Below are 17,232 nucleotides of genomic sequence, written 5' to 3'. Positions count from 1 at the left end.
GGTCACCGCCCCTTCGGCAGGCCGAGGATGCGCTCGGCGACGATGTTGCGCTGAATCTGCGAGGTGCCCGCCGCGATGGTGTACGAGAGGGACGACAGCCGGTCCGCGACCCATGCGTGCCCGGCGTCCAGCGCGTCCGGGCCCAGCACCTCGGCGGCCGCCTCGTACAGCTCCTGCCGCACCTCCGAGAAGCGGAGCTTGAAGACCGAGCCGCCGACGCCCGGCACTCCGCCGGTGCGCTGCGCCTCGCTCACGTTCCACTGGGTGAGCCGCCACAGCGCCGCGCAGTCGGCCGCGAGCCGCCCCAGCCGCCGCCGCAGTACGGGGTCGTCCCAGCGTCCGCTGGCCTTGGCGGTACGGGCCAGCGCCTCCAGGACCCGTCGGCAGGCGATGACCTCGCCGACGAACGCCGTGCCGCGTTCGAAGGAGAGGGTCACCATGGTCACCCGCCAGCCGTCGTTCTCGTCCCCGATCCGGTGGTCGACGGGCACCCGCACCTCGTCCAGGAAGACCTCGGCGAACTCGGCGGTCCCGGCGAGGGTGCGCAGCGGCCGTACGGTCACGCCGGGCGCGTCCATCGGCAGGGCGAGCCAGGTGATGCCCCGGTGCTTCGGCGTGTCGGGGTTTACGGGCGCGGTACGCACCAATAGTTCGCACCAGTCGGCGATCTCGGCGTGCGAGGTCCAGATCTTGCTGCCGCTGACGATGTAGTTGTCGCCGTCCCGTACGGCGCGGGTGCGCAGGGAGGCGAGGTCGGATCCGGCGTCGGGTTCGGAGAAGCCCTGGCACCAGACCTGGTCGCCGCGGAGGATCGGCGGCAGCCAGCGGGCCCGCTGGGCGGGTGTGCCCTCGGCGGCGATGGTGGGGCCCGCGTGCAGCAGGCCGACGAAGTTGGCGCCGACGTAGGGAGCGCCCGCGCGTTCGGTCTCCTCCAGGAAGATCAGGTGCTGGGTGGGGGTGGCGCCCCGGCCCCCGGCGTCCTTGGGCCAGTGGAGTCCGGCGTATCCGGCGTCGTACAGCATGCGCTGCCAGCCGCAGTCGTAGGCGCGGCGGGCGGGCCAGTCGGCGGGGTCGGGGCGGCCTGGCAGGGTGGGGAGGACGTCCGCGAGCCAGGCGCGCAGTCGGCGCCGGAAGTCCTCCTCGTCCTCCGTGAAGGCGAGATCCATCGGCGACCGTCCTCCCACTTCTGATGCAGCGTCAGATCAGGCGCCAGGGGAAGGCTAATCCGCACCCCCTGGACCGACAAGACGGACGGCCTTACGCTTCCCGCATTATCTGACTACTCGTCAGGTTGATGGGTCCATCGGGAGGCCGGGATGACCGACACCGCACACGCCCTCGGCACATCCGCGACGCTCTGGGAACTGCTGGAGCGGCGCGCCGCGCTCACCCCGGACGCCACCGCGCTGATCCAGGCCGCCGCGAGCGGCCGTCACGACCGGAGGCTGACCTTCCGCGCCCTGCTCACCCGCGCGGAGCGCACGGCGGCCGGGCTGTACGCGATGGGGGTGGGCCCCGGCAGCCGGGTCGCCTGGCAGCTGCCCACCCGGCTGGAGACGGTCGTGCTGACCATGGCGCTGGCCCGGCTGGGCGCCGTACAGACCCCGCTCATCCCGTACTACCGCGACCGCGAGGTGGGGTACGCGCTCCGGGCGTCCGGCGCGCGGTTCTTCGCCGTTCCCGGGGTCTGGCGCGGCTTCGACCATGCGGCGATGGCGCACCGGCTGGGCGCCCGGCTGCCGCAGCCGCCGCACGTCTTCGAGGCGTACGACGCGCTTCCGGTCGCCGACCCGAAGGCGGCCAAGCTGCCGCCGCCGCCCACCGACGGGACCGCCGTCCGCTGGATCTACTGGACCTCGGGCACCACCTCCGACCCCAAGGGCGTGCTGCACACCGACCGCAGCCTCATCGCCGCGGGTTCCTGTCTCGCCCACGCGCTGCGGCTGAGACCCGACGACGTCGGCTCGATGGCCTTCCCGTACGCCCATGTCGCCGGGCCCGACTACACGGTGATGCTGCTGCTGTACGGCTTCCCCGCCGTGCTGCTGGAGCACTTCGCGCTGCCGGACTCGCTGGCCGCGTACCGGCGGCACGGGGTGACGGTCGCGGGCGGCAGCACCGCCTTCTACTCCATGTTCCTGGCCGAGCAGCGCAAGGACCCCGCCCACAAGCTCATTCCGACGCTGCGGCTGCTGGCCGGTGGCGGCGCCCCCAAGCCGCCCGAGCTGTACTACGAGGTGGTGCGGGAGCTGGGGTGCCACCTCACCCACGGGTACGGGATGACCGAGGTCCCCATGATCACGATGGGGTCGCCGGACGACGGTGACGAACTGCTGGCGACGACGGAGGGCCGCCCGCCCGCGGAAATGGAGATCCGCGTCGTGGACGGGGAGGTGCGGCTGCGGGGTGAGGCGGTGTGCGCCGGATATCTGGACGAGGCGCAGACCCGGGAGGCGTTCGACGCGGACGGCTTCTTCCGCACCGGCGATCTCGGCCATCTGACGGCAAGCGGTCATCTCGTGCTCACGGGGCGCGCCAAGGACATCATCATCCGTAAGGGCGAGAACATTTCCGCGAAGGAGATCGAGCAACTGCTGTACCGGCATCCGGATGTGGGGGATGTGGCGGTGATCGGACTGCCGGACGCGGAGCGCGGCGAGGTGGTGTGCGCCGTCGTGGAGCAGCCGGTGGGGGCGGCGCCGCTGACGGTGGAGGGCGTCGGGGCGTATCTGCGGGACGTGGGGCTGTCGGTGCACAAGGTGCCGGAGAGGGTGGAGGTGGTGGACGCGCTGCCGCGGAACGAGACGCTGCGGAAGGTGCTGAAGTACCGGCTGCGGGAGCGGTTCGGGGGCGCGGTCCGCTAGGGGGTGCCAGCCGGTGGTCAGCCCGTCGTGCTGTACGTGGCTGTCGCCTGCTCGAAGTGCTGGTTCACCGCACGGCGCTCATCGGCCGGGCCTATCGCCAGGACCACGTGATAGCGCCCGCCGATCAGCATCGCCAGGTTGCGCGCGTACACATCGCGGCCGCTGCTGTCCCGCCAGCTGAACTGGCCCTCGGCCATCGCCGTCCGCCCGACGTCGATCCGCTTCAGCCCGGAGGACGACGCCCACGCCGAGTCGCGGAAGGCGGCCAGTTCGGCCTCCCGGTTCTGCTGGTACGCCATCGGGTCCGAGCCGTAGGCGGACACCGTGTCGCGCCCGGCCACGATCACCAGCTCGATGTCGCCGCCGAGGTAGCGGACCTGCCCGCGCGCGTTCTCGCCGCGCCGGGTCCAGTCCTCGTCGACGGCGACGGTGAAGCCCTTGGGGTCCTTGCGGACCGCGAAGCCCTTGGCGAGACCGGCCGGTTCGGTGGACTGGGGTTCGTCGGAGCCCGGGTCCGCCGTGCCGCCGCCCTCGCCCTTCCCGCTGTCGTCGTTCGGCGCCGGGTCGTGGGGAGCGCTGGGCGCCGGGCTCCCGGCGCCCGCCGACCCCGTACGGTCCTGGCTGCCCGTGTCCTCGGCGCGCGGCATGAACATCACCGCGTACAGCACCGCCGCCGCCAGGCCCAGCAGTATCAGCAGGAGCAGCATCCGCCCCAGCCTGCGCGGCTTGCGGCCGGAGGGCTGCTCCGCTCGCGGGGCCGGGCCCGGTTCCCGTGCGGGCTGCTTCGCCCGCTTGTGCCGCCCGTGCGCGGTCGCCGCGCGCTCGGGACGGCCCCGGTCCTGGCGCACCCGCTCGGGGCGGCCCCGGCCCTTGCGCACCAGCCAGCCGCGGCGGCGCACGATCGGCAGCCGACTGGGGTCCGACGCCCCGCCCGGACCGATCGACGGAACGGTGACCGTGCTGCTGCCGACGTCCGGTTCCGGCGCCGACCTGATCAGCGAGCGCAGCCAGCCGCGCAGCTCCTCGAAGCCGGGCCGCTCGGTGGGGTCCTGGCGCATCAGCGACTCGACGACGGGGCGCAGCGGACCGCACTCCTCCGCGTACGCGGGTGCCTCCGCGCACACCATCTGCACCAGCTCGGCGGCGTTCTCCTCGGGGTACGGGGCGTGGCCCTGGACGGCGCGGAAGAGCAGCACGCCGAGTGCCCACAGGTCGGCGGCCGGGCCGACGGGCGGCGCCAGCTGCCAGTTCTCGTGGACGGGTCCGGCCTGCTCGGGCGCCCAGCGCTCGGTGACGGCGCCGACCACGACGATCCGCGCCTGCCGGGCCCGTTCGGCGGCGAGCGCGGTGGCGGGGCCGCGCGGCGGGTCGCCGTCCGCCGGGCCGCCGCTGTCCCAGGACCCGCCACCGGCCTCGCCGTTCGGCTGCCGGGGCACCGCGGCGCCTTCCGGCGCGTGGGAAACGGAACCAGAAACAGAACGAGAAGCAGAAGCGGAAGCGGAATCGAAACCGGAGGCGGAGGCGGGCCAGGACGCACCGCCCGTAAGCGGCCCCGGCTCCTGAGCGGGGGCGGGCGTGGGGGCAGGGGCGGGGTGCTGGGGGGCGTCGGCGTCGGCCCGTGCGGCGGCCGCGCGGGCTCCCGCCGCGTACGCGGCGATGGCCTTCGCCCGCGCCGCGCGCGCGGCCGCCCCCTGCACATCGTCCGCGACGCCGCCCTGGGGGTCGTCTCCCGCGCCCTGCGCCGGGATGTGCCCGGTCCCGTCGGCAACCCAATCGGCTTCCGGTTCCGGCCCGTCCCAGGCACCCGGCGCGGCACCAAAGCCGGTGCCGGTGCCGGTCTCGATGCCGCTGCCGAGGCCGTTGAGGTCCGGGCGGCGGCCGTGGTGCTCATGTGGTCCGGCCGACCCGGCCGACTCCGGATATCCGTACGCCCCGGGCCCCTCACCGAACTCGCCCGCGCCGCGCGGAGCGGGGAAGCCGCCCGCCGCGCCCTGGTCGCGGTAGACCGGGCCCTGATCGTGGTAACCGGGGCCCCGCGCGCCGGGGCGCTGGTGTGGGTCGGCGCTCTCGTAGCCGTGCGGCAGGGCCGGGGTGGGAGCGGCGGTGGGGGTGGGGGTGGCGGTGGGCGCGCCGCCGTACGCCTCGTCCTCATCGGCCGCCTTCGGCGGCGACATGTCCGCGCCCCCGCCCGGCGGCCTCGGCACCGGGTCGTAGCCGCACAGCGCCTCCTCCGCCGCGCCCGCCGCCAGGCCCGTCAGCATCGCGCGGCCGTCGTCGCACAACAGCACCGTGCGGGCGGTGATGTTGCGGTGCGTCCAGCCGTGGGCGTGGAGCGCGCGGAGCGCCGTCAGCACATCGCTGGCGACCTCGGCGGCGCGGTGCGGGGACAGATTCTGCTCGGCGAGCAGCGCGGCGAGCGGGCGCCCGGCGACGAGTTCGCTGACGATCCACAGGCTTCCGGCCTCCGTGAAGACGTGGAAGACCTGGCCGAGCGCCGGGTGGTCGGGGATCTGCGCCGCCGCCGTCGCCGCGTCCAGGGCGCGCCGCACGACCGGGTCGCCCGTGCCCCGGGCGGTACGGGACGCCCCGCTCAGCGCCCCGCCCAGGTGGCCGTCGTCGTCGACGACTTCGGCGTCGACGACCTCCGGAAGCGGTATCTGCCGCAGATGGACCGGTTGCCCGCTGTAGGTGTCGAAGGCGCGGGTCTCGGTGAACTCGTACTCGTCGGCGGGCGGCACGGGCAGGCGATAGCGGTCGGCCAGCACCCGGCCCGCGTACTCGTCCACGACGCCTCCCCTCGCGCACGACCAGCGCGTTCAACGTCCCTTTATGCGATCAGCACAGCGCTGAACCGTCAATTGTGGTCGTTTTGGCGGGTTCATGCGACTGCGCACGGTCTACGGGCACTCACGATACGGGCCCCCGCGACGCTTCGCCGACAGGAGTGCTCAGTCCGTGATGTCGAAGGTTTTGAAGGCGGTGTCGCGCAGCGTCCGGCACTCCTTCTCGTCCCACTTGCTCGCCTCGCACGTGATCATGATGGAGAAGCCGTGGCTGTCGTCCACCTTGAAGCCGCGGTTGAGCACCCGTACGTGCTTGCCGTCCTGGTCACGCTCGAACCGCCAGTCCGCGACGGTCGGGTAGCCCCGCCACTCGACCGACTTGATGCCGAGGCCCTTGTACCCGGACATGCTGCTCCGCGCGGCGGCCTCGCCCTTGCGCCACTCGGCCGCCGCGTCCGGCTTCGGGGAAGAGGTGAAGTCGATCTGGATACGCGGGATGCTGGAGCCGCCGTAGTACTTTCGGCTGCCGCTGTAGCTCCCGCTGTGCACCGACCATCCCTTGGGCATCGCCATGGTGAAGGGGAAGTCGGAGCTGTTGACGGTCTCGTAGCCGCCCGGCACGGAGGCGCCCTTGCCCTGCTCCTTGCCGCCGCTTCCGCCGTCGTCCCCGCTTCCGCCCTTGCCCTCGTCCTTGCTCTTGCCGCCGTCGTCGTCCGCGTCGCCGCCCTTGGACTTCTCGGCGTCGGTCTGTTCCGTCGAACCGCCGGACGTCTTGCCGTCCGGGGCCGGGCTGTTCGTCCCGCCGGACGCTCCGGCGTCCTTGCCGCTCCGCCGGTCGTCCGACGCCCCGGCCGAGGCCGACGCCTTGGCACCGGACGCTCCCTTGGACTTTTCGCCGTCGCCGCTGAAGGCGATGGCGAGCACGGTGCCCACGATGACGACCACGACCACCGCGATGATGATCAGCGTCCGCTTGGACACCACATCGGTGATCGGCGCGCGCGGCGGCACCGGACGGTACGGGCTGGACCCGCCGTCGGGCTGCCCGGCAGCGGAGGACGAAGAGGAAGCGGAAGCGGAACCGGAAGAAGCCGAACCGGCGGCGGCCTCCCCCTTCTTCGAGGGCCCCGAGGACCCCAAGGCCCCCGAGGACCCAGAGGACGGCCAGGACATCGAAGGCTTCGAGGAGTCCGATGCCTTCGTGGCCTTCGAAGACCCGGCGGACCCGGCGGACTTCGAAGACGGTGAGGCCGCGGCGGACCCGGCGGACTTCGTGGACCCCGCGGACTTCGAGGAGGACTCGGCCTTCTTCGCCGTCTCCGGCTTCTTCGCCGGGGCCGCCTTCTGGTCGGCCTTCGCGTTCCGTACGGACTTCAGCGCACCCCGGGCGCGCTCCGCGACCGCCGCGGACTTGACCTCCGCGGCCGCCTCGTCCTCCGCCGAGGGGGCGGGCGGCAGGGTCATCGTGCGGGTCGCGTCGGCGGGGACCGACTTCGACGTGTCCTCCGGGGCGCTCAGGGCGTGCTCCAGCAGCGCCCGCGCCCCCGCGTCGTCCAGCCGCTGGTCGGGGTCCTTGGTCAGCAGACCGTAGATGACCTCCTCCAGCGGGCCCGCGTTCTTCGGCGGCTCGACCGGCTCGGTCATCACGGCGGTGAGGGTCGCTATGGCCGTGCTCTTGTCGTACGGCGGTACGCCCTCGACCGACGCGTACAGCAGGCCGCCCAGCGACCACAGGTCGGACGGCGGGCCGGGCTTGTGGCCGCGGGCGCGCTCCGGGGAGATGTAGGAGGGCGCGCCGACGAGCATGCCGGTGGAGGTGACGGACGGGTCGCCCTCGACCTGGGCGATGCCGAAGTCGGTGAGGACGACGCGGCCGTCGTCCGAGATCAGCACGTTGGACGGCTTCACGTCGCGGTGCAGGATGCCCGACTGGTGCGCGGCGCGCAGCACGTCGAGGACGGCGAGCCCGACCTCGGCGGCGCGCTGCGGGGTGAGCGGCCCGTCGTCCCGGACGACATCGGCGAGCGAACGGCCCTCGATCAGCTCCATGACGATCCAGGGGCGGTCGTCCTCGTCGACCACGTCGTAGACGGTGACGGCACCGTTGCTGCGGATCCGGGCGATCGCCTTCGCCTCGCGCAGCGTGCGGGTGATGAGCCGTCTCTTCTCGTCTTCCTCGACGCTGGACGGGAAGCGCAACTCCTTGACCGCGACCGTACGGCCGAGGGTCTGGTCGCTCGCGCGCCAGACCGTGCCCATGCCGCCCTGACCGAGGATCTCCCCCAGCCGGTAACGCCCGGCGAGGAGGCGCCCAGTCGAACCCTGCGTCTTCTCAGCCTCCGACATGCGACCCCTCTGCGAATCAACCCACCCTGAACCCACCCTGGGAGAGCCCCCATTGTCTCTCATCCACGACCCCGGGAAAGCCCGGGGTCCGGGCGTGGAGCGGGCACGGTGCGGCGGCCGTCCCGGCACCTGCGAACATCGGAGGGTCCGCAGGAAACGGAAAGGCCCGTGTCATGCCCATCTCCGCCATACGATGGCACAGGCGAGGCCGGATGCCGACCGCTGTGGCGCTGGTCGCGGCCATGGGCGTCGCGCTGACGGGCTGTACGGCGGACGCGGACGCCCGCGCGAGCGTGGGCGGTGACAGCCGGAAGGCCGCCGCGCGGGAGGAGCGCCGCGCCGTCACGGCGGCCCTGCGGCGGCTGGTGACCGACGGCGAGGCGCCTGGCGCCGCGGTGCTGGTCCGAGACGGGGGCGCGGCCCGGTTCGCCACGGCGGGGGTCGCGGACACCCGGAGCGGGCGGCGCATCGAGCGGGACGATCACTTCCGCGCGGGCAGCGTCACCAAGACCGTCATCGCGGCGCTGACGCTGCGGCTGGCCGCCGAGGGCAGGCTCGACCTGTCCGATCCCGTCGAGAAGCATCTGCCGGGGCTGATACGCGGGCAGGGCAACAATGGCCGAAAAATCACCCTGCGCCAGCTCCTCACCCACACCAGCGGGCTCTTCGACTACACCGCCGACCCGGTGCTGGCGCGTCAGCTGTCCGCCGCGAACAGCACGGCGACGCACAGCCCCGCCTCCCTCGTACGGACCGCCCTCACCCACCGGCCCGCGTTCGCGCCCGGGGCGACGTGGCATTACTCCAACACCAACTACGTGCTGCTGGGCATGGTCGTCGAGCGGGTCACCGGGCGCCCGTACGCCGCCGAGGCCCGGCGCCGGGTGCTCGCTCCGCTCGCGCTGCGCGACACCTCGTTCCCCGGCACCCGCACCACCCTCCCGGCCCCGCACGGCCACGGGTACGACGACCGGGGCGGCGCCTGGCGCGACGTCACCGACCTCGATCCCTCGTCGGCCGGTGCGGCGGGCGAGATGATATCCACGCTGGACGATCTGTCCCGGCTGCTCGGCTCGCTGCTGCGCGGCAAGGCGATGCCGCGGGCCCAGCTGCGGCGGATGGAGGACACCTCGGCGTCCGGCGGCCGGTACGGCATGGGCCTGTTCCCGGTGAGGCTGCCGTGCGGGACGACGGTCTGGGGGCACAACGGGCAGGTGGGCGGCTCGTACGCGCTGGCCGTGGCCACCCGCGACGGCCGCCACACCCTCGTCTACCGCCTCAACAGCGCCGGGCCGCCGGCCCCGGACGCCGAGACGGCCCTGCTCACGGCGGAGTTCTGCCCGGACCGGTGATCCCGGCATCCAGGCGATCCCCGCGCCCGGGTGCCCGGGCGCCCAGGTGCCCCGGCGCCCCTCCGGCAGGCCCGCGCGGGCTACAGCGGCACGATGTCCGGGGCGCCCAGCCGGGCCGCGTCCGCCGTCAGATCGTCCGGCTGCCGCTGCGATTCGCGCTCCGCCTCCACCCGCTTCTCGTAGTGCTCGACCTCCTTGTCGGTCTGCTCCGGCCCCCAGCCCAGCACCGGCGCCATCAGCTCGGCCGCCTCGCGGGCGCCACGGGTGCCCCGGTCGAAGGTCTCGATGGAGATGCGGGTGCGCCGGGTGAGGACATCGTCCAGGTGGCGGGCGCCCTCGTGGGAGGCGGCGTAGACGACCTCGGCGCGCAGATAGTCATCGGCGGCGGTGAGCGGTTCGGCGAGCGACGGATCGGCGGCGATCAGCTCCAGCACCTCCTCGGCGAGCGCGCCGTACCGGTTCAGCAGGTGTTCGACGCGGGCGACGTGCAGCCCGGTGCGCTTGGCCATGCGCGCCCGCGCGTTCCACAGCGCCGTGTAGCCGACGGCACCGACCAGCGGCACCTCCTCGGTGACGCACGGCCCGACCCGCCGGTCGAGGCCGTGCACCGCCTCGTCCACGGCGTCCTTGGCCATGACCCGGTACGTCGTGTACTTGCCGCCCGCGACCACCACCAGGCCCGGCACCGGATGGGCGACCGTGTGCTCGCGCGAGAGCTTGCTGGTCGCGTCCGACTCCCCGGCCAGCAGCGGGCGCAGCCCGGCGTAGACGCCTTCGACGTCGTCGCGGGTCAGCGGCACCGCGAGCACCTCGTTGACGTGCTCCAGCAGATAGTCGATGTCGGCGCTGGACGCGGCCGGATGCGCCTTGTCGAGGTCCCAGCCGGTGTCGGTGGTGCCGATGATCCAGTGCCGCCCCCACGGGATCACGAACAGCACGCTCTTCTCGGTGCGCAGGATCAGCCCGGTCGTGGAGTGGATACGGTCCCGGGGCACGACCAGGTGGATGCCCTTGGACGCGCGGACGTGGAACTGGCCCCGCTCCCCGATCAGCGCCTGCGTCTCGTCCGTCCACACCCCACTGGCGTTCACCACCTGGCGGGCCCGGACCTCGAACTCGCCGCCCTGCTCCAGATCGTGCACCCGGGCCCCGACGACGCGCGCCCCCTCGCGCAGGAAGCCGACCACCCGGGCCCGGTTGGCGACCTGCGCGCCGTACCGGGCGGCGGTGCGCACCAGGGAGGTGACGAAGCGCGCGTCGTCCACCTGGGCGTCGTAGTACTGGAGCGCTCCGACCAGGGCGTCCTTGCGCAGGCAGGGGGCGACGCGCAGCGCGCGGGTGCGGGAGAGATGGCGGTGGACGGGCAGCCCGCGGCCGTGCCCGGAGGAGATCGACATCGCGTCGTAGAGCGCGACGCCCGCCCCGGCGTACGCCCGCTCCCAGCCCCGGTGCTTGAGCGGATAGAGGAACGGGACGGGCTTGACCAGGTGCGGGGCGATCCGCTCCAGCAGCAGTCCGCGCTCCTTCAGCGCCTCTCTGACGAGGGCGAAGTCGAGCATCTCCAGGTAGCGCAGACCGCCGTGGACCAGTTTGCTGGAGCGGCTGGAGGTGCCGGAGGCCCAGTCCCTGGACTCGACGAGGCCGGTCTCCAGGCCGCGGGTCGCGGCGTCGAGCGCGGTGCCCGCGCCGACCACGCCGCCGCCCACGACCAGCACGTCCAGCTCACGGTCCGCCATCCGGGCCAGCGCCTGACCGCGCTCGGCCGGTCCCAGTGCCGGTGTGTTCACCGCTGCCTCCCGTAGTGATCGACGTCACGACGCTCGCCTGCCGATTTTCCTGGCTTTCTCCTCGCCGTGCCATGCCGCTGTGCCATGCCGGTCCGCGCCCTGGGCGGGCCGCCACGCGGGCTGTCCCCTGCCGGTGACCGCAACACCGCGTCGCCATCCTCCGTCAATACTGAATACGAGTCATATTTCCGCTTAGTCTGCCTTTGCGCCATCCGGAATCGCCTCGGGAAGGACGGCTCGAAGTCATGCCCGCAGATCTCGCCGTCATCGGACTCGGCCATCTCGGCCTCCCGCTCGCCCAGGCCGCCACCGCCGCCGGTGTCCGTACGATCGGCTACGACCCGGACTCGCGGGCCGCCGACGAGCTGCGGGCGGGGCGGCTGCCCACCGGGGCGGGCGACGGTTCGCTGACCGCCGCCGAACTGCGCCGGATGATCTCCGGCGGCTTCCGGACCACCACCGACCCGGCCGAGCTGGGCCGGGTCCGCACCGCCGTGATCTGTTCCCCCACCCCGCTCGGCGAGGACCACAGGCTGGATCTGTCCGCGGTCGGCGAGGCGGCGCGCACACTGGCGGGGCGGCTGCGCCCGCACACCACTGTTCTGCTGGAATCCACCGTGTACCCCGGCAGCACCGAGGAATTCCTGCGTCCGCTGCTGGAGGAGGGGTCCGGGCTGCGGGCCGGGCGCGACTTCCACCTCGCGTACTCCCCCGGCCGCCTCGACCCCGGCAACCGCGTCTACGGCTACGCCAACACCCCCAAGGTCATCGGCGGTCTCACCGCCGCCTGCACCGAGGCGGCCGCCGCGTTCTACGGCCGCCTCACCGAGAAGGTCGTCCGCGCCCGCGGGCCGCGCGAGGCCGAGACCGTGAAGGTCCTGGAGACCAACTACCGGCACGTCAACATCGCCCTGGTCAACGAGATGGCGGCGTTCTGCCACGACAACGGCGTCGACCTGTGGGACGTGGTGCGCTGCGCCGAGACCAAGCCGTTCGGCTTCCAGTCCTTCCGCCCCGGCCCCGGCGTCGGCGGCCACGGCGCACCCATCGAATGCGACCGGATGACGCACCCGCAGCGCGGGCTCGGCCTCCCGCTGCGCATGGTCGAGCTGGCGCGGCAGGTCAACGGGCGGATGCCGGGCTACGTCACCCGGCGCTGTACGGCGCTCCTCAACGAGCACGGCAAGTCGGCGCGCGGCGCCCACGTCCTGCTGCTCGGCGTCAGCTACAAGCCGGACGTGGCGGACGAGGAGGGCTCCCCGGCCCGTGAGATCGCCGCCCGCCTGATGGAGCTGGGCGCCCAGCTGGGCTACCACGACCCGTATGTGCCGGGCTGGCGCGTCCTCGGCCGCCCGGTGCCGCGCGCGGACGCGGTGTACGAGGCGGTGGCCGAGGCCGACCTGACCGTCCTGCTGCAGCACCACCGCACGTACGACCTCCAAGGCCTGGCGGCCAAGGCCCAGCTGCTCCTGGACACCCGCGGCGCGAGCCCGGCGGGCACCGCCCACCGGCTGTAGCGGCCCCCGGCCCACGGGCACCCCACGGGCCGCCGCACGGCGCGGCGCCGCCGCCCCGGCGCCGCGTCACCCGCCACCGCCCTCGCGCCGCCGTGCCGCCCGCAGGCGCAGCGCCGCCGCCAGGACGATCAGCGCCACCCCGCCCGCCACGAACGCGACCGCGCCCGACGGCACCGAGCGCACCTCGGCGGTGAACGTCATCGGTGCTCCCCACGGACGCCCGTCGGCGCGGGTGTGGAGCTGGGCGGTGAGCCGCACCGGGCCGTTCGCGTGCGCGCTCACCCGGACCCGTACCGTTCGGCTCACCGCCCGCGACGCCCGCACCGCCACGGCGCGGTCGACCGCGCGGGCCCGCTCCGGGCGGCTGGAGACCACCCGCAGCTCGACCCCGGTGAGATCCTGCTGCAGCCCGTTGGCGACCGTGACCGGGATGGTCGCGTTGCCCCCGGTCACCACCACCCTCGACTTGGGCACCAGCCGCACCGAGGCGATCGACGCGCGCAGGTAGCGGGCCACGCCCTCCTGGTACGCGCGCGCCCCCGCCGCGTCACCCCGCCACCCCGTGGACACGGACCGGGCCAGCGCCGCGCGCACCGACGCCACCGTGGCCCGCGCGTCGGACAGCACCATCGCCAGCGCGCGCAGCGCCCGCCGGTCCCGGGCGACCGCCGCCACCCGCTCCGGCGGCAGCTCGGAGGCGCGCAGCGCGGCCGGATGGCCGCCGCCGTCCGGCAACTCCCCCGGCTCCGGCTCCCGCAGCGCCACCTCGAACCGCGACGGCTCCAGCCAGCCCGCCTCCTGACCCGCGGCCAGCGCCGAGAGCAGCGTCCGCGCGACCCCGGCGGGCATCCGGCGCGGCGGTACGACGACCAGGTCGCGCGCCGCGTACGGCAGCTCCCGTACGGCCGTCAGGGTCTCGGCCAGCAGCCGCTGCCGCAGCGCGAGCCGGGCGGACTCACCGGCGGCGCCCGTGGCGGGGTGGCTGCGGAACAGCAGGGAGGCGATGGTCGCGTCGTACGTCAGCGCGGTGCTCCCGCCGCCGATGGCGACCGCCCCGTCGTCCGTGGCGCCCCCGGCGACGAGCGACGCGCCGTACGGGCCGGGCCCCGGTCCTGAGGCGAGCACCGTGGCCAGGCCGAGCCGCCGCGCGTATGCGGCCGTCCCGGCGTCGAGCGCGCCGCCCGCGGGCCAGGCCAGCCCGTCGCGGGCGCGGACACCGAGCGCCCGGTTCACCACCACGGTGCCGGTGGCGGACGCGCGGCGCAGCAGCGCGGCGAGCGCGGGGTCGCCGCCTCGGGCGAGCGAGGCCAGATCGGGGTCCGCGTAGGGCAGGACGACCACGTCCCGGCCGCGTACCGCCTTGCGCAGCGCGGCCAGCCACCCGGCCGCCGCCTTGCCGCCCCGGCCGGGACCGGCCTCCTGCGGATCGCTGCTGCCGGGCGTGCGGGCCACCCGGTAGCCGCGCACCATGGCCTGCGCCTGGACGATCAGATCGGGGTCGATCGCCCAGGTCACCGGCTCGTCCTCGCCCAGTTCGACCAGCCGCCGCAGCCGCCCGCCGGGGCCGAACGCGGCGGTCAGCGCGTCGTCGCGGAAGACCGGCAGCACGCTGTCGTCGCCGGTGCGCCGCGTCAGCGCTTCCATGTGCGGGACGTCGGTGAGGGGCCACAGAACGGTGGTGCGCAGCCGCCGCAGGCCGCTGCCGTCGGGGTAGACGGGCAGCTGGCCACGGGTCAGGCCGAGCACCGTGCCGTCCGCACCGGCGGCGGTCACGGTGAGGGGGTACGCGCCCGCGCCCTCCAGCCCCAGGCCGGAGACGGGCACGGTGAGGTCGAAGCGGCGCCCGGCGTGGGCGTCGAGCCGGGCTAGGCGGGCGGTGTGGCCGTCGAGTTCGGGACCGTCGGCGCGGGTCAGGACGGTGCGCGCGGCGTGGACGGCGAGGGCGCCGCGGGTGTCGGCGGCCCCGGCCGCGCCGATGCGCAGGCCGATATGGGCGCCGGTGATCCGCCGCCCGGAGGTGTTGATGACGGTGCCGCTGACCCTGATCTCGCCGTCGTGGCGGATCACGGCGGGGCTCAGCGACCGCAGTTCGACGGCAAGGGGGTACGGGCGCGGGACGGGGGCGTTCCGGAGGGCGGCCGGGACCCGGAGGGCGACCGGGGCGGGGGCGGCGGTGGCGGGCCCGCCGGGCAGGAGCAGCGCGACCGCCACGGCGATCGTCCACCCGTACGCCCGTGCTCCTGCCGTCACCTCGCCGCCGTACCTCCCGCCTGACGCACCGGTCCGGTCACCAGCGCACCACGGTGGCTCCCGGGCCGCATGCCGGGGAGGCCCGATGGTGGTGTCAGACCCGCACGGTGTCGGAGCGGCGCGGACTGGCGTCCATCGCGGCGCGCAGGGACGCGAAGTCCTCGACACAGCGCCCGGTGCCGACGGCGACGCAGTCCAGCGGGTCGTCGGCGACCAGCACCGGGATGTCCAGCTCGCGGCCGAGCCGCACGTCCAGACCGCGCAGCAGCGCGCCGCCGCCGGTGAGCACGATGCCACGGTCCATGATGTCGCCCGCCAGCTCCGGCGGGGTCTCGTCCAGCGTGGACCGGACGGCTGCGACGATGCTGTCCACCGGCTCGGCGAGCGCGTGCCGCACCTCGTCCGCGGTGAGTTCGAGGACCTTGGGCAGCCCGGTGGCCTGGTCCCGGCCGCGGATGGTGCAGCGGTCGGGCGGCAACAGGGCCTGGGTGTCCTCGTTGTCCCCGCTGTCGAGCACTTCGACGTTGCGCTCGGTCATCCGGACGGCCGCTCCGGCGCGCGGCGCCGACCAGGAGCCGGTCGGTGAGGCGGACCCGATGGAAACCTTGATCTCCTCGGCGGTGCGCTCGCCGATGGCCAGCGCGTACTGCTTCTTGACGTACGTGCTGATCGCCACGTCCATCGCGTCGCCCGCCGTGCGCACCGAGCGCGCCGTGACGATTCCTCCCAACGAGACAACGGCCACTTCCGTCGTACCGCCGCCGATGTCGACGACCATCGACCCGGTGGGCTCGCTCACCGGCAGGCCCGCGCCGATCGCCGCCGCGATGGGCTCCTCGACCAGATGCACCTGCCGCGCTCCGGCCTGGGTCGCGGCCTCCATCACCGCGCGCCGCTCGACGCCGGTGATGCCGGACGGCACACAGACGACGACGCGGGGCCGGGCCAGCCGACGGCTGCCCATCACCTTCTTGATGAAGTACCGCAGCATGCGCTCGGCTACCTCAAAATCGGCGATGACCCCATCCCGGAGCGGTCGAACGGCGACAATGTTCGTCGGGGTCCGCCCCATGGTCTCCTTCGCTGCCGAACCCACCGACAGCACATTGCCGTCAGCCGTGTTGACCGCCACGACCGACGGTTCGTTGAGCACGATGCCCTTGCCCCGCAGGTACACCAGCGTATTCGCGGTGCCGAGGTCGATGCCCATGTCTCGCCCAGTGAACGACTTGTTCTGCGCCATAAGTTGACATTATTGCTTATGCCGGATTCTGTCCTGTCGCCGCCAAGATTCGCTCCATCGTGCGGACCCTCACTGCTCCCCACGCGTCGCCGAATAGCGGATCAATATCCACTTTTACCGGGACGCCATGTCTCCATCTGGTCCCAGGCATGTCACGGACCCCAGAACTGACTTGTCTGGTTGTCATGCACTCCTGTTACTTTATGGCTCGAATCTTTCGCGTTCCCTGCCGTCGCCGCACCTGGTCACGGCCGTCCCTGAACGCGAATCACCAGCATCCCCGGGGGATTTGAATGAGCCAGAACTGGCAGCAGCCGCAGCAGCCAGGCGGTTACCCGCAGCAGCAGGCCGGTTACCCGCAGCAGCCGGCCGCCCCGCAGCCCGGCTACGGCTACCCGCAGGCCCAGCAGCCGCAGGCGCCCCAGCCGCAGTTCGGCGGCGGATTCCCGCCGCCCGCGCCGCAGGTGGGCCGCCAGGGCAACCCGCTCGCCGCGGTCGGCGCCGCCATCGTGGCCGCTCTCGTCGGCGCGCTGGCGTACGCGTTCCTGCTCAGCTCGCTCGCGGACACCGACTCGAACCCGCCGGAGGTCACGAAGTTCGCGTACGCCGGTGTCGCGCTCGGCGCGCTCGTCGGCTTCGTGGTCTTCAAACTCGGCGGCCGCAACATGGCGCTGTGGGTCGTCGGCGCGGTTCTGGCACTCGCCGCCGTGTTCCTCGGTGAGCTGTACGGCTACGCCATGATCATGAACGAGGCGGCCTCCAACTACGTGGACAAGATCGGTGGCGCCGCCGCGTCCTCCGCCAGCATCCCGTCCGCGAACGAGATCTTCTTCGAGCACTTCGGCGACCTCTTCGACGGCTGGAAGGAAGACGCCGACGCGATCACCTGGATCTTCATGATCCTCTCCCCGGTGGCCGCCGCCGGCACCGCCTTCCGGCTCAGCAACCGCTGACCGGAGCCCGCACCTCCGCAACAGGGAAGGCCCCGACCGCATGGCGGATTCCAGGGGTCGTCGCAACACAAGTGATCAGCTGGTTGTGGCCAGGAGCTTAGCGAGGCGCTCGGCTGGGGTTTCCCAGCCGAGCGTTT

10 protein-coding genes are annotated in these 17,232 nt (G+C 73.6%); 4 read left to right on the top strand and 6 right to left on the bottom strand.

The genetic code is table 11. The annotated features are described in order from the left end of the window. Positions 1 to 2: 2 nt before the first annotated feature. Positions 3 to 1,166, bottom strand: a complete 1,164-nt coding sequence (locus ACZ6CL_RS28540) for an acyl-CoA dehydrogenase family protein (RefSeq protein ID WP_468940494.1) — start codon at positions 1,164 to 1,166, stop codon at positions 3 to 5. A 150-nt stretch (positions 1,167 to 1,316) separates the two neighbouring features. Here ACZ6CL_RS28540 and ACZ6CL_RS28535 point away from each other — a divergent pair, with 150 nt between their 5' ends. Next, entirely contained in the window at positions 1,317 to 2,864 is a 1,548-nt protein-coding gene (locus ACZ6CL_RS28535) for an AMP-binding protein (RefSeq protein WP_468940493.1), read from the top strand. 17 nt (positions 2,865 to 2,881) lie between these two features. Here ACZ6CL_RS28535 and ACZ6CL_RS28530 read toward each other — a convergent pair whose 3' ends face one another. Both ACZ6CL_RS28530 and ACZ6CL_RS28525 read right to left on the bottom strand, forming a co-directional pair. After that, positions 2,882 to 5,650, bottom strand: coding sequence for a protein kinase (locus ACZ6CL_RS28530; RefSeq protein ID WP_468940491.1), 2,769 nt, complete (start codon positions 5,648 to 5,650; stop codon positions 2,882 to 2,884). Between the two features lie 162 nt (positions 5,651 to 5,812). Then, positions 5,813 to 7,993: a serine/threonine-protein kinase gene (locus ACZ6CL_RS28525; protein WP_468940489.1), complete on the bottom strand. Its 2,181-nt coding sequence runs from the start codon at positions 7,991 to 7,993 to the stop codon at positions 5,813 to 5,815. A 212-nt stretch (positions 7,994 to 8,205) separates the two neighbouring features. Between ACZ6CL_RS28525 and ACZ6CL_RS28520 the strand changes: the two genes are divergently transcribed. Further along, the gene (locus ACZ6CL_RS28520) at positions 8,206 to 9,345 is read left to right on the top strand and encodes a serine hydrolase domain-containing protein (RefSeq protein WP_468940486.1); all 1,140 of its coding nucleotides are present in this window, start codon (positions 8,206 to 8,208) and stop codon (positions 9,343 to 9,345) included. Between the two features lie 80 nt (positions 9,346 to 9,425). Here ACZ6CL_RS28520 and ACZ6CL_RS28515 read toward each other — a convergent pair whose 3' ends face one another. Beyond that, positions 9,426 to 11,132 (bottom strand): glycerol-3-phosphate dehydrogenase/oxidase, encoded by a 1,707-nt coding sequence (locus ACZ6CL_RS28515; RefSeq protein WP_468940484.1) that lies wholly within the window; start codon positions 11,130 to 11,132, stop codon positions 9,426 to 9,428. Between the two features lie 245 nt (positions 11,133 to 11,377). Between ACZ6CL_RS28515 and ACZ6CL_RS28510 the strand changes: the two genes are divergently transcribed. Then, the gene (locus tag ACZ6CL_RS28510) at positions 11,378 to 12,649 is read left to right on the top strand and encodes a nucleotide sugar dehydrogenase (RefSeq protein ID WP_468940481.1); all 1,272 of its coding nucleotides are present in this window, start codon (positions 11,378 to 11,380) and stop codon (positions 12,647 to 12,649) included. A 66-nt stretch (positions 12,650 to 12,715) separates the two neighbouring features. Here the strand turns inward: ACZ6CL_RS28510 and ACZ6CL_RS28505 are convergent, their stop codons facing one another. Further along, positions 12,716 to 14,899, bottom strand: coding sequence for a DUF6049 family protein (locus ACZ6CL_RS28505; protein WP_468940480.1), 2,184 nt, complete (start codon positions 14,897 to 14,899; stop codon positions 12,716 to 12,718). 94 nt (positions 14,900 to 14,993) lie between these two features. Then, positions 14,994 to 16,142: a rod shape-determining protein gene (locus ACZ6CL_RS28500; protein WP_468940477.1), complete on the bottom strand. Its 1,149-nt coding sequence runs from the start codon at positions 16,140 to 16,142 to the stop codon at positions 14,994 to 14,996. 293 nt (positions 16,143 to 16,435) lie between these two features. Here ACZ6CL_RS28500 and ACZ6CL_RS28495 point away from each other — a divergent pair, with 293 nt between their 5' ends. Further along, entirely contained in the window at positions 16,436 to 17,095 is a 660-nt protein-coding gene (locus ACZ6CL_RS28495) for a hypothetical protein (RefSeq protein WP_468940475.1), read from the top strand. Positions 17,096 to 17,232: the final 137 nt, after the last annotated feature.

Source organism: Streptomyces sp. NPDC041200 (assembly GCF_055591805.1).
The sequence above is the reverse complement of the archived record's forward strand: the minus strand, read 5'-3'. Positions and strand labels throughout refer to the sequence as shown.